Annotated in this window: 19 protein-coding genes and 19 tRNA genes; 36 read left to right on the top strand and 2 right to left on the bottom strand. The window is 33.2% G+C overall.

Translation table 11 applies throughout. The annotated features are described in order from the left end of the window. From CD127_RS05235 to fumC, 28 genes are all read left to right on the top strand, one after another. A tRNA-Met gene (locus tag CD127_RS05235) sits at positions 1 to 70 on the top strand. A gap of 28 nt (positions 71 to 98) precedes the next feature. Next, positions 99 to 172, top strand: a tRNA-Ile gene (locus CD127_RS05230). A 9-nt stretch (positions 173 to 181) separates the two neighbouring features. Beyond that, a tRNA-Ser gene (locus CD127_RS05225) sits at positions 182 to 271 on the top strand. Positions 272 to 277: 6 nt separating this feature from the next. Further along, positions 278 to 353: transfer RNA gene (locus tag CD127_RS05220), tRNA-Asp, on the top strand. Between the two features lie 35 nt (positions 354 to 388). Next, positions 389 to 481 (top strand) — tRNA-Ser (locus CD127_RS05215). 15 nt (positions 482 to 496) lie between these two features. Next, positions 497 to 570, top strand: a tRNA-Met gene (locus CD127_RS05210). Between the two features lie 8 nt (positions 571 to 578). Next, positions 579 to 654, top strand: a tRNA-Asp gene (locus tag CD127_RS05205). Positions 655 to 665: 11 nt separating this feature from the next. Then, positions 666 to 738: transfer RNA gene (locus CD127_RS05200), tRNA-Phe, on the top strand. Positions 739 to 747: 9 nt separating this feature from the next. Continuing rightward, positions 748 to 823, top strand: a tRNA-Thr gene (locus tag CD127_RS05195). A 6-nt stretch (positions 824 to 829) separates the two neighbouring features. Beyond that, a tRNA-Tyr gene (locus CD127_RS05190) sits at positions 830 to 913 on the top strand. Positions 914 to 927: 14 nt separating this feature from the next. Further along, positions 928 to 1001, top strand: a tRNA-Trp gene (locus tag CD127_RS05185). A 2-nt stretch (positions 1002 to 1003) separates the two neighbouring features. Beyond that, positions 1004 to 1076 (top strand) — tRNA-His (locus CD127_RS05180). A gap of 13 nt (positions 1077 to 1089) precedes the next feature. Beyond that, positions 1090 to 1161, top strand: a tRNA-Gln gene (locus CD127_RS05175). A gap of 9 nt (positions 1162 to 1170) precedes the next feature. After that, positions 1171 to 1244, top strand: a tRNA-Cys gene (locus CD127_RS05170). 9 nt (positions 1245 to 1253) lie between these two features. Further along, positions 1254 to 1328, top strand: a tRNA-Gly gene (locus tag CD127_RS05165). 14 nt (positions 1329 to 1342) lie between these two features. Continuing rightward, positions 1343 to 1417 (top strand) — tRNA-Gly (locus CD127_RS12655). A gap of 11 nt (positions 1418 to 1428) precedes the next feature. After that, positions 1429 to 1503, top strand: a tRNA-Gly gene (locus tag CD127_RS12650). Between the two features lie 14 nt (positions 1504 to 1517). Then, positions 1518 to 1592, top strand: a tRNA-Gly gene (locus tag CD127_RS12645). A 42-nt stretch (positions 1593 to 1634) separates the two neighbouring features. Beyond that, positions 1635 to 1718, top strand: a tRNA-Leu gene (locus CD127_RS05160). Positions 1719 to 1925: 207 nt separating this feature from the next. Next, entirely contained in the window at positions 1926 to 2984 is a 1059-nt protein-coding gene (locus CD127_RS05155; protein WP_103366003.1) for a PTS sugar transporter subunit IIC, read from the top strand. Positions 2985 to 3105: 121 nt separating this feature from the next. Then, positions 3106 to 4560 (top strand): ABC transporter substrate-binding protein/permease, encoded by a 1455-nt coding sequence (locus tag CD127_RS05150; protein WP_103366002.1) that lies wholly within the window; start codon positions 3106 to 3108, stop codon positions 4558 to 4560. Continuing rightward, complete coding sequence (locus tag CD127_RS05145; protein ID WP_103366001.1) at positions 4553 to 5275, top strand: amino acid ABC transporter ATP-binding protein; 723 nt, start codon at positions 4553 to 4555, stop codon at positions 5273 to 5275. Before CD127_RS05150 ends, CD127_RS05145 begins: the two co-directional genes overlap by 8 nt. A gap of 161 nt (positions 5276 to 5436) precedes the next feature. Continuing rightward, positions 5437 to 6564, top strand: coding sequence for a tRNA epoxyqueuosine(34) reductase QueG (gene queG / locus CD127_RS05140; RefSeq protein WP_103299010.1), 1128 nt, complete (start codon positions 5437 to 5439; stop codon positions 6562 to 6564). After that, positions 6565 to 7035, top strand: coding sequence for a tRNA (uridine(34)/cytosine(34)/5-carboxymethylaminomethyluridine(34)-2'-O)-methyltransferase TrmL (gene trmL, locus CD127_RS05135; RefSeq protein ID WP_103366000.1), 471 nt, complete (start codon positions 6565 to 6567; stop codon positions 7033 to 7035). Positions 7036 to 7215: 180 nt separating this feature from the next. Beyond that, positions 7216 to 7815 carry a 6-phosphogluconolactonase gene (locus CD127_RS12640; RefSeq protein WP_103299008.1) on the top strand — a complete coding sequence of 200 codons (600 nt, stop codon included), beginning with the start codon at positions 7216 to 7218 and terminating at the stop codon, positions 7813 to 7815. 19 nt (positions 7816 to 7834) lie between these two features. Then, positions 7835 to 8011 (top strand): SAS053 family DNA gyrase inhibitor, encoded by a 177-nt coding sequence (locus CD127_RS05125; RefSeq protein ID WP_380493163.1) that lies wholly within the window; start codon positions 7835 to 7837, stop codon positions 8009 to 8011. Positions 8012 to 8193: 182 nt separating this feature from the next. Next, positions 8194 to 8586, top strand: a complete 393-nt coding sequence (locus CD127_RS05120; RefSeq protein WP_103365998.1) for a hypothetical protein — start codon at positions 8194 to 8196, stop codon at positions 8584 to 8586. A gap of 152 nt (positions 8587 to 8738) precedes the next feature. Further along, positions 8739 to 10124: a class II fumarate hydratase gene (gene fumC, locus CD127_RS05115; protein ID WP_103299005.1), complete on the top strand. Its 1386-nt coding sequence runs from the start codon at positions 8739 to 8741 to the stop codon at positions 10122 to 10124. A 67-nt stretch (positions 10125 to 10191) separates the two neighbouring features. Here the strand turns inward: fumC and CD127_RS05110 are convergent, their stop codons facing one another. After that, on the bottom strand, positions 10192 to 11016 hold the full coding sequence (locus CD127_RS05110; RefSeq protein WP_103365997.1) for an RluA family pseudouridine synthase: 825 nt from the start codon (positions 11014 to 11016) through the stop codon (positions 10192 to 10194). Positions 11017 to 11226: 210 nt separating this feature from the next. Between CD127_RS05110 and CD127_RS05105 the strand changes: the two genes are divergently transcribed. From CD127_RS05105 to yhaM, 8 genes are all read left to right on the top strand, one after another. Further along, complete coding sequence (locus CD127_RS05105; RefSeq protein ID WP_103365996.1) at positions 11227 to 12342, top strand: GAF domain-containing sensor histidine kinase; 1116 nt, start codon at positions 11227 to 11229, stop codon at positions 12340 to 12342. A 17-nt stretch (positions 12343 to 12359) separates the two neighbouring features. Next, positions 12360 to 12983: a response regulator gene (locus tag CD127_RS05100; protein WP_103299002.1), complete on the top strand. Its 624-nt coding sequence runs from the start codon at positions 12360 to 12362 to the stop codon at positions 12981 to 12983. A 276-nt stretch (positions 12984 to 13259) separates the two neighbouring features. Further along, complete coding sequence (gene xdrA, locus CD127_RS05095) at positions 13260 to 13724, top strand: XRE family transcriptional regulator XdrA (RefSeq protein ID WP_103365995.1); 465 nt, start codon at positions 13260 to 13262, stop codon at positions 13722 to 13724. A 249-nt stretch (positions 13725 to 13973) separates the two neighbouring features. Beyond that, positions 13974 to 15104, top strand: a complete 1131-nt coding sequence (locus CD127_RS05090; RefSeq protein WP_103365994.1) for a DUF445 domain-containing protein — start codon at positions 13974 to 13976, stop codon at positions 15102 to 15104. A gap of 67 nt (positions 15105 to 15171) precedes the next feature. Next, positions 15172 to 15516 carry a YlbF/YmcA family competence regulator gene (locus CD127_RS05085; protein WP_103298843.1) on the top strand — a complete coding sequence of 115 codons (345 nt, stop codon included), beginning with the start codon at positions 15172 to 15174 and terminating at the stop codon, positions 15514 to 15516. 206 nt (positions 15517 to 15722) lie between these two features. After that, on the top strand, positions 15723 to 16919 hold the full coding sequence (locus CD127_RS05080; RefSeq protein ID WP_103365993.1) for a metallophosphoesterase family protein: 1197 nt from the start codon (positions 15723 to 15725) through the stop codon (positions 16917 to 16919). Then, positions 16909 to 19845, top strand: a complete 2937-nt coding sequence (locus CD127_RS05075) for an ATP-binding protein (RefSeq protein ID WP_103365992.1) — start codon at positions 16909 to 16911, stop codon at positions 19843 to 19845. Before CD127_RS05080 ends, CD127_RS05075 begins: the two co-directional genes overlap by 11 nt. Further along, positions 19842 to 20783 (top strand): 3'-5' exoribonuclease YhaM, encoded by a 942-nt coding sequence (gene yhaM, locus CD127_RS05070; protein WP_103298840.1) that lies wholly within the window; start codon positions 19842 to 19844, stop codon positions 20781 to 20783. Before CD127_RS05075 ends, yhaM begins: the two co-directional genes overlap by 4 nt. 89 nt (positions 20784 to 20872) lie before the next feature. Here the strand turns inward: yhaM and CD127_RS05065 are convergent. Continuing rightward, the coding region (locus tag CD127_RS05065) for a peptidylprolyl isomerase (RefSeq protein ID WP_103365991.1) at positions 20873 to 21570 on the bottom strand (698 nt) is incomplete at its 5' end.

Genomic DNA, 21570 nt, shown 5'->3' with positions numbered 1-21570 from the left:
GTGTAGCTCAGCTGGCTAGAGCGTACGGTTCATACCCGTGAGGTCGGGGGTTCGATCCCCTCCACCGCCACTAATTAATAGTTGTAGAATTATAATTTGGACCTTTAGCTCAGTTGGTTAGAGCTAACGGCTCATAACCGTTCGGTCGCAGGTTCGAGTCCTGCAAGGTCCATATAATTTTGGAGGAATACCCAAGTCCGGCTGAAGGGATCGGTCTTGAAAACCGACAGGGGCTTAACGGCTCGCGGGGGTTCGAATCCCTCTTCCTCCGTATTCTGGTCTCGTAGTGTAGCGGTTAACACGCCTGCCTGTCACGCAGGAGATCGCGGGTTCGATTCCCGTCGAGACCGCCATCTAATAATTTAATAGCAAATTACCTATAAAATGTGGAGGAATACCCAAGTCCGGCTGAAGGGATCGGTCTTGAAAACCGACAGGGCCTTAACGGGCCGCGGGGGTTCGAATCCCTCTTCCTCCGCCATTTATTTTTCATTATCGCGGGATGGAGCAGTTCGGTAGCTCGTCGGGCTCATAACCCGAAGGTCGGTGGTTCAAATCCGCCTCCCGCAATTAAGTTTGGTCTCGTAGTGTAGCGGTTAACACGCCTGCCTGTCACGCAGGAGATCGCGGGTTCGATTCCCGTCGAGACCGCCATTACTAATTATGGTTCAGTAGCTCAGTTGGTAGAGCAATGGATTGAAGCTCCATGTGTCGGCAGTTCGACTCTGTCCTGAACCATTTCAGATTGCCGGTCTAGCTCAATTGGTAGAGCAACTGACTTGTAATCAGTAGGTTGGGGGTTCAAGTCCTCTGGCCGGCACCATCTCACGGAGGGGTAGCGAAGTGGCTAAACGCGGCGGACTGTAAATCCGCTCCTTCGGGTTCGGCAGTTCGAATCTGCCCCCCTCCACCATCTATTTATTTAATAGGGACATAGTTCAACGGTAGAATAGAGGTCTCCAAAACCTTTGATGTGGGTTCGATTCCTACTGTCCCTGCCATGGCGGTTGTGGCGAAGTGGTTAACGCATCGGATTGTGGTTCCGACACTCGAGGGTTCGATTCCCTTCAACCGCCCTTATAATATTAATGGGCTATAGCCAAGCGGTAAGGCAACGGACTTTGACTCCGTCACGCGCTGGTTCGAATCCAGCTAGCCCAGTTTATTATTGGCGGCATAGCCAAGTGGTAAGGCAGAGGTCTGCAAAACCTTTATCACCGGTTCAAATCCGGTTGCCGCCTCCAACTTACTATGCGGGAGTAGTTCAACTTTTAGAACACATTCCTTCCCGGAATGAGGTATAGGTGTAAGTCCTATCTTCCGCTCCATCATTTAATACAATGCGGGAGTATTTCAACTCTTAGAATACGTTCCTTCCCGGAACGAGATATAGGTGCAAGTCCTATCTTCCGCTCCATTTAATATACTGCGGGAGTATTTCAACTCTTAGAATACATTCCTTCCCGGAATGAGATATAGGTGCAAGTCCTATCTTCCGCTCCATAATTTAATATAGCGCGGGAGTATTTCAACTTTCAGAATACGTTCCTTCCCGGAACGAGATATAGGTGCAAATCCTATCTTCCGCTCCATATATTGCTTCCAAATGGAAGTTTTTTATTTATCTAAATTGTGCCGGCGTGGCGGAATTGGCAGACGCGCGGGACTCAAAATCCCGTTCCTTCATTGGAGTGTCGGTTCGACCCCGACCGCCGGTATGTAATTATAGAGTGCAAATGTTGTTAAATCAGCGTTTTCACTCTTTTTTTATGCTTTTAGAGACTATCCATAGAGATCTTAAAATCATATAAAATATCATTAATCTTTTAGAAATAATTTCATTTTATTTAAAAGTCTTTAATTTATATTGTTTATAGACGAATAATGTACTAATATAAAGCTAATGTTTGGAAACGGAGGCTACTATGAATAAACAACGTTTGACTATGAAATATTTTTTTAGCAATATTTTGAATGCGGTTGGAGCAGGGGTAGTTATAGCATTATTACCTAATGCTCTGTTGGGGGAATTTTTAAAGTTTTTTAAAGATGGTCATCCTACATTAGAAGTGATATTTCAAATTGTGACTGTGATTCAGTCGTTTATGGCATTTATTATTGGTATTTTAGCTGCACATCAATTTCGTTTCAGTGGGGCTGGCGCAAGTATGGTTGGTGTATCAGCGATGTTAGGTTCAGGTGCAATACAATTTAGTGCGAATGGCATTGCGTTAAAAGGTATTGGCGATATTATTAATACGATTATCGTTGTTATCATTGCATGTGCATTTTATTTACTTTTACAAGGTAAATTAGGTTCATTAGAAATGATTATATTACCTGTATTAATTCCAGTAGTGAGTGGTTTAATAGGATTATTAACATTACCTTATGTACAAACTATTACTAAGGCAATTGGTCATATGATTAATTCATTTACTGAATTAAATCCATTGGTAATGGCGATATTAATTAGTGTTACGTATTCATTATTAATGGTTACACCAATATCTCTAGTTGCTATCGCGACTGCAATTGGACTTTCAGGTTTAGGCAGTGGGGCAGCTAATATGGGTATTGTAGCAGCTTGTGTGACATTCTTCTTTGGATCATTACGTGTCAATTCACTAGGGGTAAATGTTGTACTGTTTATTGGTGCTGCTAAAATGATGATTCCTGTTTACTTGAAACATCTCATCATTGCTGTTCCTCTAGCTTTAAATGGAATTATTGCGGGAATCCTTACATACGTAATTGGTATCAAAGGTACGCCATTATCAGCAGGATTTGGCTATACTGGACTAGTGGGACCAATAAATGCGTTAAACCGTATGCCTGGTAACGTTACAATGAATATTATCCTATTAATCTTTGGATATCTCATTATTCCTTTTGTAAGTGCATTCATTATACATGAAATATGCAAAAGACTTATACCATCTTATACAGATAGTATATATCGTTTTGAAATTCCTAAACAATAATTATATCAGTAAAGCGCTTATCTCAGTTTAAAGAGATAAGTGCTTTATTTTTTTTGAAAAAAGTTATTGCATAATAATACATTAATATGTATAATAATTTACATCAAAAAGGAGGTTGCCTATGAAATATCTATCAAAGTTAATGATCATAGCAATCTTAATTAGTATGACCTTTATATACATAGAACCAATGGCTCACGCTAATGAAGATGCGAAGTGGGAAAAAATTAAGCAAAGTGGAGAATTGAAAGTGGGTTTATCAGCTGATTATGCACCACTAGAATTTGAAAAAACAGTCAACGGAAAAAGTGTTTATGCAGGTATTGATATTGAGTTAGCTAAAAAAATAGCTGACGATAATCATCTAAAATTAAAAATTGTGAATATGCAATTTGACAGTTTATTAGGTGCTTTAAAAACTGGAAAAATAGACATTATTATTTCTGGTATGACATCAACGCCTGAAAGAAAAAAAGAAGTAGACTTCTCTGATTCTTATATGGAATCAAGTAATGTTGTATTAATTAGAAAAAGTGAAAAAGATACATACCATTCGTTAAAAGATTTTTCTAATAAAAAGGTGGCAGCGCAAAAAGGTACGGAACAAGAAAAGATAGCACAACAAGAAATCGCCAATGTTGATTTAAGTTCATTAAATCGTTTACCAGATGCTATTTTAGCTTTGAAAAGTAAAAAGGTGGAAGGTTTAGTTATTGAAAAACCAGTAGCTGAAGCTTATGCAAAACAAAATAAGGATTTAATAATTGATAATGCTGATTTTAATGAAGCTAAAAAGGAAACAGTGATTGCAGTTCCTAAAAATTCACCGCTTTTATTAGAACATATCAATAAGACAATTAAAGAAGTTAAAGATAAAAAGTTGATTGATCAGTATATGGATAAAGCAGCAAAAGAGATGCAAGATGATGGTAATTTCTTTAGTAAATATGGTGCTTTCTTTATTAAAGGATTAAAAAATACAATTTTAATTTCATTTATTGGGGTTATCTTTGGGGCAATTATTGGCGCTCTAATAGCTTTAGCTAAATTAAGTAAATTTAAATTATTGTCATGGATAGCGTCTATATATATTGAATTCCTTAGAGGTACACCAATGCTTGTTCAAGTATTCTTAGTCTTCTTTGGAACTACAGCTGTATTAGGGTTAGATGTTTCAGCGTTAATTTGTGGGACAATCGCGTTAGTTATTAATTCGTCAGCCTATATTGCTGAAATTTTCAGAGCTGGTATTAATGCTGTAGATAAAGGGCAAACTGAAGCAGCCCAATGTTTAGGATTGAATTATTCTAAAACGATGTTCCATATTGTTTTACCACAAGCGGTGAAAAATGTTTTACCTGCGCTAGGTAATGAGTTTGTAACGTTAATTAAGGAATCTTCAATTGTTTCAACTATTGGTGTAAGTGAAATTATGTTTAACGCTCAAGTTGTTCAAGGTATTTCATTCGATCCATTTACACCGTTAATTATCGCAGCAGTCATGTATTTTGTATTAACTTTCTCTTTATCAAGAATAATGAGTTTAATTGAAGGGAGAATGAAAGCCAGTGATTAAAGTTCAAAATTTAAATAAATCTTTTGGAAAAAATGAAGTATTAAAAGACATTAATTTAGAAATAAATAAAGGTGAAGTTGTAGCCATTATAGGCCCTTCAGGAAGCGGTAAAAGTACGTTATTAAGATGTATGAATTTACTGGAAACACCATCTAATGGGAAAGTGATTTTTGAAGGAAATGAATTGACGCAAAAAAGTACAAAATTGGATACGTTACGTCAGAAAATGGGCATGGTTTTTCAAAATTTCAATTTATTTCCTCATAAAACCGTATTAGAGAATGTGATACTTGCGCCTAAGTTACTTAAAAAGAATGAGTTGGAAAATCTGAAAAAAGAAGGGAAAGCGTTACTTAAAAAAGTCGGTTTGGAAGAAAAAGCGGATGTCTATCCTGCTCAATTATCTGGAGGACAAAAACAAAGGGTAGCAATAGCAAGAGCATTAGCGATGCACCCAGACGTAATACTATTTGATGAACCAACCTCAGCGCTTGATCCAGAAGTTGTTTATGAAGTTCTTAAGGTAATGAAAGAACTTGCTAAAGAAGGTATGACGATGGTAGTTGTAACGCATGAGATGGGCTTCGCTAAAGACGTAAGTGATAAAGTGATATTTATGGCAGATGGCTATGTTGTAGAAAGCGACACACCTCAACAAATCTTTAATAACCCTAAACATGAAAGAACGCAAAACTTTCTTGCTAGAGTGTTATAAATTGGCAGTACTTTTAAAAAATAATTCAAAAAATTTGAGTCGGAACAGTGAAATCTTAATGATTTCTGTTCGGCTCTTTTTTAATGAGATAAATCTTGCGTCTTTAAATATCCCTTTGTGTTACAATGTCCTATGGATATTTTTTATAGGAGGAAGATTTAGTGGATTATAAGCAGCTAAAAAAAGAAATTATTGACTATGCTTATACTATTGGAATTGATAGCATCGGTTTTACAACTGCAGATCCATTTGATGAACTAAAACAAAAATTAGAGGATTATCATTCAAAAGGCTATGCTTCTGGCTTTGAAGAATCTGATATTGCTTTACGAACGGAACCTAAATTAAGTTTACCAACTGCGCGTTCAATTATTGCTATTGCGGTCGGTTACCCTAATAAATTAAAAGGTGCTCCTAAAAGCGTAAGAGGGGACAGAAGAGGAATGTTTGCGCGTGCTTCATGGGGCCAAGATTATCATACAATTATGAGGAAACGATTAGATAAATTAGCCGAATTTATAACATCTAAAGTACCGGATGTAGAAATTAAAAGCATGGTGGATACGGGCGTACTTTCTGATAGAGCTGTAGCGGAACGTGCTGGATTAGGCTTTGCTGGACGTAATGGATTTATTATCAATCCGGATTTAGGTACATGGACCTATTTAGGAGAAATGTTAGTCAGTATTCCATTTGAACCTGATGATCCTATATTAGATAGTTGTGGTGATTGCACGATTTGTGTTGACCGTTGTCCGACTGGTGCATTAGTAGGTAATGGCCAATTAAATGCGCAAAAATGTATTAGCTTTCTTACACAAACTAAAGGTTATTTACAAGACGAGTATCGCTATAAAATTGGTAACCGTTTATATGGCTGTGATACGTGCCAACAAGTTTGTCCGAAAAATAGAGGTATTAATACTACGCATGACGATATCGTTTTAGAACCAGAAATATTAAAACCGCGTTTAGTACCTTTATTACAAATGAGTAATAAAGAATTTAAAAATACTTATGGCCATCTAGCAGGCGCTTGGAGAGGAAAAAAACCTATCCAAAGAAATGCTATAATAGCTTTGGCTCACTTTGGTGAAGAAACTGCTATACCAGAATTAAAAGAAGTTGCTATGAACGATCCAAGACCTATGATTAGAGGAACCGCTTATTGGGCAATTGGACAAATTCTTGGTGAAGCGGCTCGTGAATTTATACAAGAACATTACGATGATGAACTAGAAGAGGTTCAAGTTGAAATGTTAAAAGGACTAGAAATGAGGAAACAATAAATGACAAATCATATCGTATTATTTCAACCTGAAATACCTGCAAATACAGGAAATATAGCACGTACTTGTGCGGGTACAAATACAAATCTACATTTAATTAAACCTTTAGGCTTTAGTACAGATGATAAAATGTTAAAACGTGCTGGATTAGATTATTGGGAACATGTAAATATCACGTATCATGAAAGTATCGAAGACTTCTTTGAAGCGACTGAAGGTGAATACTACCTTTTAACAAAATTTGGTAAACAAACCTATAGCAATTTTAATTTTAATAAACCTGATACTGATTTATTCTTTATTTTCGGAAGAGAAACAACAGGCTTACCTGACTGGGTTAAAGAAAAATATGCAGATACAGCGTTAAGAATTCCAATGAGTGAAAATATTCGTTCATTAAACTTGTCTAATACTGCAGCTTTATTAATTTATGAAGCGCTACGCCAACAGAACTTCCCAGGCTTATCATAATTAAAAATTAAAACGATAAACCCATTCATATTTAAATGCATTTATACAATAAAAAATGTTATATTTATTAGTGAATTATTATAACATTTTAAATTAGTTTGATTCACTTGTCATAAGGGTATTTCATTATATAATACCGTTATTTTAAGACAAATGAGATTCAAGAGGAGTGTAATAACAATGGCAATGAACTTTAAAGTATTTAATGATGTTGACCAAGTAGCACAATTCACAGCGGACATCATTAGAAAGCAATTTAACAACAATCCTACAACTATTGCAGGGCTACATTTAGATAGAGAAACTGCACCAGTATTAGATGAATTAAAAAAAGATGTAGATCGTAATCCAGTAGATTTTAGTCAAATCAACATTTTAGATTATGATGAAAACCGTTCTTATTACGAAGCTTTAGGTGTTCCATCTAGTCAAATTTATCCTATTAATTTAGATGATGATGCAACATCTCTTATCGACGACAAAATTAAAACTAAAGAAAACAAAGGCAAACTTATTTTACAAGTTACTTCTATTGATGAAAAAGGTAGCTTAAATGTAAATGTAAGACAAGGCTTAATGAAAGCACGTGAAGTAGTATTAGTTATCACTGGCGGACATAAACGCGAGTTTGTTAAAAAATTATATGAAGAAAATGGTAAATCAAGCTTCGAACCAGCAGACTTGAAAGTACACCGTATGGTAACAGTAGTATTAGATAGAGCTGCTGCAGAAGGTTTACCTGAAGACGTTAAAGAATACTTTACTGCTCATTTTGCATAAATCTATAAGTGAGGTTTAAATGATGTCTGATAAAAAAGAAACAGAATTAAATTATCATGAAGAAGAGAATGCAATGGTTCAAGATTTAGATGATTTAAAAGAACTTGGTAAAGAAATGGAGCAAATTTCTGAGAAAAATGATGAAGAGAAACTTAGTCAATCTCATGATTCAGATGTTCGCTCTGATTTAGATTAAGCTTAAGTTATAAACAAGCATCTCTCTAAAAGTACATTATAAATAAAGTAAAGTAAGTTGAAGCGGGTCAATGAAGTCATTTTAATTAAAAGTGATTTCTGACTCGCTTTTTTAATTTGCACAGAAGCAACATATTATCTATGATAAAATATAAATTAATAAAAAGATTAGGAGCAATATCGATGTTGCATAAATATTGGCTACACATAACGATTGCAACGATTATCGTGAGTCTATTATCCATAAAAGGATTTCCAATTGCTTTAGGAGCATTATATATGCCTATTTTATTTAAAATTGTGCAATTACAATTAAATTTATCTGAAGGATTAGTTGATGATGTAACTGCAAAACCTTTTATTAAAAGTAATCAGACAGGCGTAATCATAAGTGTAATATGTTGTATACTTGTCACTGCAATTCTAATGTATACATTAAATGATTTTTATCAAAGCTTAACAGGCTTTTTAGGAGTATTAATTACGTTAAGCCCGGTTACATTAGTATTAAGCGTTATATTTTATATTTTAAGCGCTATAGCAGTAGTACAAGCTGTAAAGATTAAATTTGAATAATTTAATAAAGTTCATGGGAGCGGGACAACGAAATTAATTTAATTTCTGTCGCGCTCTTTTTTCATTATGAAACCGTTTTAGTTGTTCATTGCTCATTGAATTTATTTAATGCTATACTTAAGTCAAATAAGCATATAAGGGGAGATCATCAAATGTCAGTAAGAATTGAACATGATACTTTTGGAGAAATTGAAGTACCAGCAGATAAATATTGGGGCGCTCAAACTGAAAGAAGTAAACGTAATTTCCCAGTAGGTAAAGAGCGTATGCCAATTGAAGTGGTATATGGTTTTGCTCAATTGAAAAGGGGCGCAGCGCTAGCTAACCATGAGCTAGGTAAATTAAGCGACATCAAAAAAGATGCAATCGTTCACGCATGTGATTTAATCTTAAAAGGTGAATTAGATGAGCATTTCCCATTAGTAGTATGGCAAACAGGAAGCGGTACACAAAGTAACATGAATGTAAACGAAGTAGTAAGTTATGTGGCTAATGAATATTTAAAAGAACATGGTAGTGATGAATCAATTCATCCAAATGATGATGTTAATAAGTCACAAAGTTCTAATGATACATTCCCAACAGCAATGCACGTTGCGTTATATCATGAAGTAGAAACTAAATTAGAACCTGCTTTAAAACATTTACGCGATACTTTTAAAGAAAAAGAAGACAAATTCCAATCTATTATTAAAATTGGACGTACACATTTACAAGATGCGACACCAATTAGATTAGGCCAAGAAATCAGTGGTTGGCGCTATATGTTAGATAAATGTGAGGAATTATTATCAGAATCTAAAAAACATATTCTAAGCTTAGCAATCGGTGGTACAGCGGTAGGTACAGGAATTAACGCGCATCCTGAATTTGGCGATAAAGTAGCGAAATTTATCTCTGAGAATACTGGTTATGACTTTGTATCATCTGAGAATAAATTCCACGCTTTAACATCTCATGATGAAGTGGTGCAATTACATGGTACATTAAAAGCTTTAGCGGCTGACTTAATGAAGATTGCTAACGATGTAAGATGGTTAGCTTCAGGACCTAGAGCAGGACTTGCTGAAATCTCTATCCCTGAAAATGAACCAGGTTCATCAATCATGCCTGGTAAAGTAAACCCAACACAATGTGAAATGTTAACAATGGTTGCCGTACAAGTAATGGGTAACGATAGTGTAGTTGGCTTTGCTAGCTCACAAGGTAACTTTGAATTAAATGTATTTAAACCAGTTATTCTGCATAATACATTACAATCTATTTACTTATTAGCTGACGGTATGCAAACATTTAATGATAATTGTGCAGTAGGTATTGAACCAATTGAAGAAAATATTGATAATTACTTAAATCAATCATTAATGCTTGTTACTGCTTTAAACCCACACATCGGTTATGAAAAAGCAGCTCAAATTGCTAAAAAAGCACATAAAGAAGGCTTAACATTAAAAGAATCAGCAATTGATTCTGGATATGTTACTGAAGAACAATTTGAAGAATGGATTAAACCTGAGGATATGGTAGATCCACACTAATTCCATATTAATTCAACACAAATTAAGGAGTGCCGTTATTCTTAACGGTACTCCTTTTTTGCATTTTCTATTTATCGTCTAAATTTACAGAAATGAGTTCTTGAGTGAGTGGGTGTTTAAACTCTATTTGATAACTGTTAAGTTCCAACTGTCTTAATGTTGAATCTCCATAAAGTGGATCCCCAATAACAGGGTGGCCAATCTCAGCAAGATGCACACGAATTTGGTGTGTACGTCCAGTATCAAGTTTAATATCTAATTGACACACGCCTTCTTTAATCATTTCAGAAGATAGGATATGCGTAATAGCGCGTTGGCCAGTATTTGAAATACGACGCTTATTCGGATGGAATTTATCTTTACCAATCGGCATATCAATCGTTTGAGGCTTAAGCGGTAGTAACGCTTTTACATTCGCTTTATAGATACGTGTAATTTCATTATCTTCCAACATACGGTCAAGAATCTTCTTCATTAATGGATTTTTAGCCACAATCAGTAAACCAACTGTTTCTTGGTCTAATCGATGAATTGGCTCAACGTAGTCACTATCAATTGTGTAAATCACGTGATTCATCAACGTATTGCTCTCTTTTAAATCATTTGGATGCGTTTTGACACCTTTAGGCTTCATTACAATCGCTAAATCATCATCCTCATAACTAATTTGCGCATATCGATAACTTGGTACGTAATTACTTTTCTCTTCAGGCGTAGGGATGTAAACACTATCTCCAGTAGAGACTTTAGACATTAATTTAGCGGGCTCGTCATTAATCGTAATATCTTTAGACATATTAAGTTGATGTAAGTCTTTTTTTGGTAATTTCAACGTTTGAAAGATTTCTCTTAAAGTGAAATCGTTATAAGTTTCAGGTATTTTAAATTTCATAGAATCCTCCTATTAAGTACGCATTTATCATATCATATCTTCGTTGCATTGAGCGTTTTGAATGATAGCTCTCTTTTTGAAATTCTTGCTAATTATTTATTTTTTGAAAATGCTTCCCCAACACGCAACGTTTATTTTAATAATTTTAAAAAATAAAAACAAACTGTATAATGATATAATGCTAATATGAATTTAATTGGAGCGAATAAGATGGAAAAGCCAACTCGTTTAGCGTTATTAAAAGAAATAGCGGAATATCTTAATGAAGAAACAGAGCTCTATAGTATGATGAATGGTGCGTTAAAATATTTGATACAAGGCAGTAATTTCACTACAGGATGGATCTTCTTTATCAATGATGAAGGAGAACATGAGTTAGTGGCAGATGTTTATCTTCCAGGTGCTTTACAAGCTAATAATTGTCAATATATGAGGGAAGGCTCATGTTGGTGTGTCAAAGCATACCATAACCAAAGATTGACGAAAGCATCCAATATTATAAACTGCTCAAGAATTAATAAAGCTGCTCAAGCATATCGAGAAGCAACAGACGATATTACGCATCACGCAACGGTGCCACTACGTTCAGGTGATGAACAGTATGGCTTATTAAATGTGGCGACACCTCATACTTCTGAATATAGTGAGGAAGATTTAGAATTGCTTGAATCAGTCGCATTTCAAATAGGTTCAGCGATTAAACGTATTTATCTTACTGATCAAGAGAAAGAAGCGGCTCGAATCAATGAACGCAATCGCTTAGCAAGAGATTTACACGATTCTGTGAATCAAATGCTCTTTTCATTAAAATTAACTGCCCATGCCGCGCACGATATTACGTCAGATGATATAGCAAAGCGGGCGTTTAAGACAATTGAAGAAACGAGTCAAAATGCCGTGAATGAAATGCGCTCATTAATATGGCAATTGAAACCAGTAGGACTCGAATATGGTTTAGTGCATGCCCTAAGAAATTATGCCCAAGTATTAGGATTAAATTTGGTTATTGAAATTGACGGATTAATTGATTTGTCTAATACAATAGAAGAGCATGTTTATAGAATGATACAAGAAGCAATGAATAATACGAAAAAACATGCACATACAGATACTATCTATGTAACTATAAAACAACAACACGACACGTTATATGTGGAAATTGAAGACAAAGGCATTGGCTTTGATACTAAAGCACAAAGTAGTTATCAATCACAAGGGATGAAAAATTTAAATCAAAGAATTCATATGTTAAAAGGGCAATTACATATTCAGTCAGAAATGAATGAAGGTACTAATATAAAATTTAATATTCCATTAGCGAAATAAGGAAAGGGGCTTAACATTTGGCAAAGGTAATTTTAATCGATGATCATCATATTGTAAGACAAGGTTTAGAATTTTTATTGTCTACAGTAGAGGATTTAGAGGTCCAAGCGAGTTTTGCGGATGGTCAAACTTTCATAGATTATTTAAAAGAGAATGCTTCACCAGATATCATTTTATTAGATTTAGTGATGCCTGGAATGAATGGCATTGAAGTGACAGAGTTCGTTAAAAAACATTATCCAGAAATTAAAGTGCTCGTATTAACAAGCTATGTAGATGATGAGCATGTCATTTCAGCGCTTAATAAGGGTGCAGATGGTTATGAAATGAAAGACGTGGAACCACAGAAATTAATTAATACTATTTTACAAGTATTGAATGATGAAAAGGTTATTCATCCTGAAGCCAAAAATGTTATGGCTTCTATGTCTCAAAAACCACATTTTAATAACAAATTATCTAAGAGAGAAATTGAAGTATTGCGTGAAATGGTTAAAGGTAAAACGAATAAAGAAATAGCATCCACATTATTTGTTTCTGAAAAAACGATTAAAACGCATGTCAGCCATATTTTTAATAAACTAGAGGTAACTGATCGTACGCAAGCAGCTATTTATGCTATTGAAAATAAATTAATTTAACTAGAAAACGATAAAAATTTTATTCAAAATAAGCTATTAATGGTATTAAAAATTAGTATTACAAAACAATTTATTTTAAAAATAAATGACTTATTAAACTTGTTTAATTATTTTGACAATTTTGCCTTTAATAAAATTGTATGTAAAAACAAAAATTCCTCTTTTCATTTTATTGAAAATATATTAAGATGTAATTTGTGTTTCAAGAAATGTGTATTATTGCAATTTCTTGCGTCCGGAGAATATAACCCCTATTAGAAAGGTAGAGAATAAAATATGGATAGACAGAGTTTTACAGATTTAATTCAAACAAAATTTAAAATGGTAAGAATTGAAGCGGGCTATACGCAAGATATTATGGCTCAAACAATTGGCCTTTCAAAGAAAACATTAGTTCAAATTGAAAAAGAACGTGTATTACCTAACTGGACTACTTGCGTATCAATTTGTGCTTTATTCAGAGATTCTGACGTGTTAAACAATACATTTGGTTGCGACCCACTTGAAATTGTACAAACAATCTCACGTAATCACTGTGCATACCCTAACCATTCTACAACAAGTGATATTTATTGGAATACAATCGAGACACGTAATGGTTTCATCTTACAAAGCAATAAAGTAAGCAATATCTACAGAGTACTTAACTCTGAGAAACAACCAATTTTTGGTACAGCGAAATTAAGAGAAGCTGAAACTTACTTTAACAGAAATGCTAAAGAAGAATTAATGCACGTCTAGTAAGACACAAGAGATTAAATAAAGTGATAGAAGAATCTATTAATGATTTAATCACTATTTTAATAATAAATTTAAATTTCGCGAGACGGATTTGTTGTGTATAAACAATAAATTCGTCTTTTTAAATACATTGAGGAAATATTTATAAGCAATTATCAATTATCTTACTTTAACGATTTAAATCATGAGATTTTAAACAGTGCATGATATAATTTGCTTAATGCTATAACACAATAAGGAGAATAACCAATGCAAGCTTTTTTAGTAATACTTTTCATGGTAGTAGTGGGAGCAGTGATTGGTGGCGTGACCAACGTAATTGCAATTCGCATGCTATTTCATCCTTATAAGCCTTACTATATTTTTAAAATGCGTATTCCATTTACGCCAGGGCTTATTCCTAAACGTAGAGATGAAATTGCGAGTAAAATTGGGCAAGTCATCGAAGAACATCTCATTACTGAATCCGTTATTCATGATAAATTAAATGAACCTAATACAAGAGCAACGATTAATGAGTTTGTGGTCGAGCAAATATCTAAACTTAGACGTGATGATGCCACGGTTCGAAACTTTGCGCATAATTTTGATATTGATATCGATCATTTAATTAATGATAAATTAGATACCACAATTTCTAATAAAATGAATCAATATTATCAAGAGCATCGTCATGTACCTATCGCAGACATTTTACCTCAAGAAGCCATTACAATGATTGATGATAAGATGGAGAACGTCGGCGATTTATTATGTGAAAGAGCACGTATCTACTTAGCTTCGGATAAAGGCGCTCGCGATATTTACGATATGTTAGATACATTTTTTGCTGAAAAGGGAAAAATTGTTGGTCTGTTACAAATGTTTATGACTAAAGAGAGTATTGCCGACAGAATTCAACATGAATTAATACGATTAACAAGTCATCCTAAGGCAAAGGGCATTATTGACCAAGTTATTCATAATGAATATGAAACGTTAAAGAACCAATCTTTAGGACAAGTTGTTAAAGAAGAGCAATTTTCAAAAATATCAGAGTCTACAACACAATGGCTAACGTCTTATTTAAATTTAAATGACAAAGTTAATACACCGTTTAGCGAATTAGCACCTCAATTTATTAATTATCTAGAATTAGAGGTTGCTAATAAAATTACAAATTTAATTGTTGAACAAGCTTCAAAACATGTTTCAACAATTATGGAAAAAATTAATTTACGTAAATTAGTAGAAGATCAAATTAACACATTCGATTTAGATTATATTGAACGTTTAATTATTGAGATCGCTAATAAAGAGCTTAAATTAATTATGTCGTTAGGCTTTATTTTAGGAGGAATTATTGGTTTCTTCCAAGGACTAGTCGCAATCTTTGTCTAACGAACCATAATATGTTATGGTAATAAAGAGTTGTCAAAACATCATTACACGAAGGAGTGCAATAGAAATGGCAGTAAATTTATATGATTATGCAAATCAATTAGAACAAGCTTTAAGAGATAGTGATGAATACAAAGCAATTAAAGATGCTTTCTCTAAAGTTAAAAACAATGAAGAATCTAAAAAATTATTCGATGAGTTTCGCGAAACTCAATTAAACTTCCAACAAAAACAAATGCAAGGGGAAGAAATTCCTGAGGAAGATTTAGCTAAAGCTCAAGAACAAGCTCAAGCAATTGAAAAAGACGAAAACATTTCTGAATTAATGCAAGCTGAGCAAAAAATGAGCCAAGTATTCCAAGAAATCAACCAAATTATTGTTAAACCTTTAGATGAAATCTACGCTGACTAATAATAGTCTAGGTTTTAGATAATGAAATTTTAATATAAAGGCTGATAGAGTAATCTTCAGTCTAAAGCTACAAAGCTTTCTAATTGAAGAAAGTCTTGTAGCTTTTTTTAATGTTTAATGTTCATCGACCCAAATAAATAAGATATGATAAAATATATAAATACATAATAGAGACATCTAATCCTAATACTAAGGAGCCTAAACTGATGATTAAATTTATTCACTGTGCGGATTTGCACCTTGATAGTCCTTTTAAATCAAAAAGCCATTTAGCGCCTAAGATTTTTGAAGATGTGCAAAATAGTGCTTATGAGAGTTTTAAAAAAATCGTAGACATTGCTCTAAAAGAAGAAGTAGATTTCCTACTTATTGTGGGGGACTTATTCGATAATGAGAATCGCACGTTACGTGCTGAAGTATTCTTAAAAGAACAATTTAAACGCTTAGAAAAAGAACAAATCTTTGTATACATAGTCCACGGTAATCATGATCCGTTAACTGAAAGAATTACAGATGATTGGCCTGACAATGTATCGGTCTTTTCAAATAGAGTTGAAACATATCAAGCGATAACTAAAGAAGGCGAAACAATTAATATTCATGGCTTTAGTTATCAAAATAATGCAAGTTACGAAAATAAAATCGATGAATATCCTTCTAGCCAAGGTGCTAACGGTATTCATATCGGTATGCTTCACGGTACATATAGTAAATCAAGTACAAAAGATCGCTACACAGAATTTATATTAGAAGATTTAAAAAGTAAACTTTATCATTATTGGGCATTGGGCCATATCCATGAACGACAAGAATTAAGTGATATGCCACCAATTCATTATTCAGGTAATATTCAAGGTCGACATTTTGGCGAGCAAGGAGAAAAAGGATGTTTGCTTGTTGAAGGGGACAGTCTAAAACTGAATACGAAATTTATCCCTACACAATCTATTCGTTTCGATACAGCTACCATTGACACAGATAAAAAGAATAAACAAGGTATTTATGAAGTAGTACAACAATTTAAAGATAGCGTGCGTTCACAAGGAAAAGCATTCTATAGACTTACTCTAAATATAGATAGTGAAAAGGCGATATCACCTCAAGATATTAGCCAAATCAAAGCAATGATTGATGAGTATGAAGAAAATGAAAATCACTTTGTAGTCATTGAAGATTTAATATTTAATTACATTCAAAATGAGGACACGCCACTTGTGCGAGAATTCTCTAAAGACTTAATTGATGATACTAAATTGTTTGAAGAAGCAATGACTGAACTCTATTTAAATACAAGAGCTTCCAAATATTTAGATGATTATACTACGTTCAATAAAGTTGAGTTGGTTGATCGAGCTGAGAAATTATTGAAAGAAGACATGCGAGGTGACAACAATGATCATTAAATCACTTGAGATATATGGGTATGGTAAATTCGTAGAACGAAAGATTACCTTTAACGACGCATTTACTGAAATTTACGGTGAGAATGAAGCAGGTAAATCTACTATTCAAGCATTTATCCATTCAATATTATTTGGATTTCCAACGAAGAAAGAGAAAGAGCCACGTTTAGAACCTCGTATGGGAAATCAATATGGTGGGAAACTTACACTCATTTTTGATGATAAATCTGAAGTTGTCGTCGAACGTATTAAAGGAAGTGCGCAAGGGGACGTTAAAGTTTATCTTGAAAATGGCCTTATCCGTGATGAAGCATGGTTGAAAAAGAAATTAAATTATATCTCTAAAAAGACATATCAAGGCATATTTTCTTTTAATGTTTTAGGCTTACAAGATATTCATCGCAATATGGATGAAAAGCAATTACAAAATTATCTATTAGAAGCAGGCGCACTTGGCTCATCTGAATTTACTTCAATGGGGAATATGATTGCGCAAAAGAAAGCGACACTTTATAAAAAAGCTGGAAAAAATCCAATTTTAAATCAACAAATTGAGGATTTGAAACAGTTAGAAATGCAAATTAGAACGGAAGAAGCGAAGTTAGATGAATATCATCGCTTAATAGACGACAGAGATAAATCTCAACGACATTTAAAGCACTTAAAAGATAATTTAACTCAACTATCTAAAATGCATGAAAGTAAACAAAAAGAGCTCGCTATTCATCCGCAAGCACAAGAGTGGAAAAGCTTAGAACAAAAGTTAAATATCGAGCCACTTAAATTTCCAGAAAAGGGAATTGAACGATACGAAACGGCTGCCCGTTATAAGCAATCTTTAGAAAAAGATATCAGTATACAAGAAGAAAGATTAAAAAAAGTTGAAAGAGACTTTAATGAGATAGAACTTCCTTCTGATGAAGCAGTTCAGAATTTCTATCGTTTATCTCAAGAAGAAAATGATATTCAAAAAACTGAATTAGAGGTAGCATCACTTAATAAAGAAATTGACGCCTCTCAAAGAGAACAACAAACATTAAAAACAAATTTAGGCTGGCAAGATGTCCATCATGAAACAGATACGTCTGAAGCAATGAAGAACTATGTGAGCCAAAAGATTAAAGAACGTAATGAACAAGAAAGTCAGAAACAACAAATCGAAAGAATCATTGATGAAATTAAAATCGAACAACAAGCGATTGCTAAAGAGATTACAACGCTTGAAAAAGATTTAGTTTCTGAAACGTCGCTTGAAAAGAAAAAAGAATATAATCAACAAAAATTAGAACTTCAAGAAAAAGAAAGCTTATATAACAAATTAAAAGAAACCTTTGAAAATGAAAAAGAAAGAAAAAATAAACGTAACTGGTGGTTAAGAGTTAGCTTTATTATTTTAAGTTTAGTTGGTTTAGGTTTAACAATCTTTTCATTTGCTACAGCAAATATGGTATTTGGAGTAATATTTACCATTCTTACAATATTATTTGTCGTAGGCATTTTCATGACAAAATCAAAAGACGTGGACTATAGCGAAACGTTTAGCGATGAAATTAATAACCTAGAACAACAAATCAAAGAATTAGAAGCAAAATACGATTTAAACTTTGATTTAGATCAACAATATCATCTTCGAGAACGTTGGAATAACGCTACTAAAAGTAAAAATGTCTTAATTAATAAATCAACGCATCAACAACATTTATTAGACAATACAAACAAAGAATTGAATGAGATATCTAGCAATTTACAAGAGGTTAAGTCAGATATTAAATTACCTGAAAAAATGACTGATGAGTTATTGATAGGTAGTTTCACTACAATGAATCAATTAAAGACAAACGATACTCATCTGAAAAATCTAATTCAACAGCGAGATGCACTAAATCAAAAGCTGACTTCATTCTATGAAAAAGCACAAAATCAAGTTGCTCATGAATTAAGTCACTTCAATAAAGTTTCTTTATTTAATGATATGAAAAAATGGCTCTCTACTTATGAAGGAAATAAAGAAAAGAAAAATCAATTACAAAATCAACTTCAATTGTTAGGCAATGAAATAAAACAATTAAAGCTTAGATTAACTGAGAATGACGAAACAATTCAAACACTGTTTAAATTTATTAATGTAAACAATGAATCAGATTATTATCAACATTATGAGCAATATCAACAATATCAACAAAACTTAGCGCGCTTTAATGATTTAACAACTTATTTAGAAAATCATCACTTCTCTTATGAAGATAGCTCTAATTTAAGCAGTAAAACAACGGTTCAAGTGGAAGATGAAGACCAATTGTTAGCGCAACAAGTAGATGATTATAATGATCAGTACTTAGAGAAACAAATGGAAGTAAGCGAGTTAACTGCGCAAATTAATCAAATGGAAATAGATAAGACATTATCGCAATTACGCCATAACTACCATAGCTTAAAAAATAGAATGAATGATATTGCTAAAGATTGGGCTAGTTTAAGCTATTTAGAAGCGTTAGTAAATGAACACATCAAGCAAATTAAAGATAAACGCTTACCACAAGTGATAAATGAAGCAATTAATATCTTTAAATCATTAACAAATGATAATTATAATTTGATTACTTATGAAAATGACTCAATCATGGTCAAACATTATAATGGACAAATGTATCATCCATTAGAGTTAAGTCAATCAACGAAAGAATTATTATATATAGCGTTAAGAATTAGTTTAATTAAAGTATTACATCCATATTATCCATTCCCAATCATAATTGATGATGCGTTTGTACATTTTGATAAACAAAGAAAATCAATGATGTTAAACTATTTAAGAGAGTTAGCATATGATTATCAAGTGCTTTACTTTACATGCACTAAAGATACTACGATTCCTTCTAAAGAAATGCTGATATTAAATAAAATAGAGGAAGGCGGTAAACGATGAGAAACGTAGAGAAATTAAATCCAGGAGATTCTGTTGAGAATTTCTTCATGATTCATAGAGCAACACAAGGTGTTACTGCTCAAGGAAAAGACTACATGACGCTTTTCCTCCAAGATAAAAGTGGCGATATAGAATCAAAATTATGGACGGTTACAAAAGAAGAAATGAAAATTTTGAAACCGGAAGAAATAGTTTGGGTTAAAGGTGATGTTATTAATTACCGTGGTCGCAAACAAATGAAAATCAATCAAATTAGATTGGCTAAACCTGAAGAAGGGTTTAAAACGCAAGACTTTATTGATGGTGCACCTTTAACACCGGCTGAATTACAAGAAGAAATTTCACATTATATTTTAGATATTGAAAATGCGAATTTACAACGTATAACACGTCATTTATTAAAAAAATATCAAGAAAGATTTTTCACGTATCCTGCAGCAAGTTCACATCATCATAATTTTGCGAGTGGTTTAAGTTATCATGTTTTAACAATGTTAAGAATTGCAAAATCATTATGTGATATTTATCCGTTATTAAACCGTAGCTTGCTTTATAGTTCTATTATCTTACATGATTTAGGCAAAGTGAGAGAATTAAGCGGTCCTGTAGCGACAACTTATACAGTCGAAGGTAATTTACTTGGTCACATTTCAATCGCAAGTGATGAAGTAGCCGAAGCGGCTAAAGAACTTGGCATCGAAGGTGAAGAAGTGATGTTATTACGTCACATGATTTTAGCGCACCACGGTAAAATGGAATTCGGTTCTCCTAAATTACCACATTTAAAAGAAGCGGAAATTTTATTCTTCATCGATAATATTGATGCTAAAATGAATATGTTTGAAAAAGCCTTCAAGAAAACAGAAAAAGGTCAATTTACAGAACGTATCTTTGGTATGGAAAATCGTCAATTCTACAACCCAGAAAAATTAGATTAAAATAAAATATCTTGATATAACAAAGGCGATAGTTGAAACTGATTTGAGTTTCAACTATCGCCTTTTAATAGCTTTTTAACTTTTGAAAATTATGAAGATAGGCCAGCAGATGAGCTCTCTTGTTGAGCTTGTTGCTGTTTTAATTTATCAGGATTTAAAATCGTGTTTTCTACAGCTTTTTTAATATCTCTATCTTTGTAGTCAACTTTGTATTCTTTAAGTAAGTCTTTATAAGCATTAGTTAATAATTTAGGATCTTTTTGAACTTTTTGTTCAATAATCTTAGTTTTTAGGCTAGATTTTTCTTTATTAAAGTCGTCTTCTTTATCGGCTTTAATAATATGGTAACCATAATCTGTTTTAACAACATCAGATACTTGGCCTTCTTTAAGTTTGAATAACGCTTTTTCAAAGCTACTTACCATTTGGCCTTTAACTACATAACCTAATGAACCATCTTTTTTAGCACTTGATGAATCCATTGATTCTTTTTTAGCGATTTCTCCAAATTTGCTTGGATCTTTTTCGACTTCTTTTTGGATTTCTTCAGCTTTCGCTTTAGCTTTCTTATCGCTTAAGCCTTCTTTATCGCTGTCACTTGATTTAACTTTAATTAAAATATGTGAAGCTTTTTTAGTATCATCTTTTATTTCTTTATCAGAGACTTTAATTTTGTCTGCTAATAATTGTTTTTGATAAGCTGCTAGTTTTTTCTGTTCTTTATAATCATCTAAAGTCATGCCTTGTTGTTTAAGCATACTTTCAAATTGATCTTTACCGCCATATT

It is taken from the genome of Staphylococcus petrasii (assembly GCF_002902565.1).
Lineage (GTDB): Bacteria > Bacillota > Bacilli > Staphylococcales > Staphylococcaceae > Staphylococcus > Staphylococcus petrasii.
This window is presented reverse-complemented; position numbering and strand designations above follow the sequence as displayed.